Origin of the sequence: Klebsiella sp. 141162 (genome assembly GCF_050600755.1) — a bacterium.
Taxonomy (GTDB): domain Bacteria; phylum Pseudomonadota; class Gammaproteobacteria; order Enterobacterales; family Enterobacteriaceae; genus Klebsiella; species Klebsiella aerogenes.
In genome coordinates, this window is sequence record NZ_JAQIRI010000034.1 from 1 (window position 1) to 376 (window position 376).

Here is a 376-nt window from a genome sequence, read left to right on the forward strand (position 1 = left end):
CCTGTGCATTTTGGTGTACGGGACTATCACCCTGTACCGTCGGACTTTCCAGACCGTTCCACTAACACACAAGCTGATTCAGACTCTGGGCTGCTCCCCGTTCGCTCGCCGCTACTGGGGGAATCTCGGTTGATTTCTTTTCCTCGGGGTACTTAGATGTTTCAGTTCCCCCGGTTCGCCTCGTTAACCTATGTATTCAGTTAACGATAGTGTGACGAATCACACTGGGTTTCCCCATTCGGACATCGCCGGCTATAACGGTTCATATCACCTTACCGACGCTTTTCGCAGATTAGCACGTCCTTCATCGCCTCTGACTGCCAGGGCATCCACCGTGTACGCTTAGTCGCTTAACCTCACAACCCGAAGATGTTTC

Annotated in this window: 1 rRNA gene; it reads right to left on the reverse strand. The window is 52.1% G+C overall.

The features are described from left to right. Positions 1-356: ribosomal RNA gene (locus PGR23_RS24440) — 23S ribosomal RNA — on the reverse strand; the annotation flags it as partial. Between the last annotated feature and the right edge of the window lie 20 nt (positions 357-376).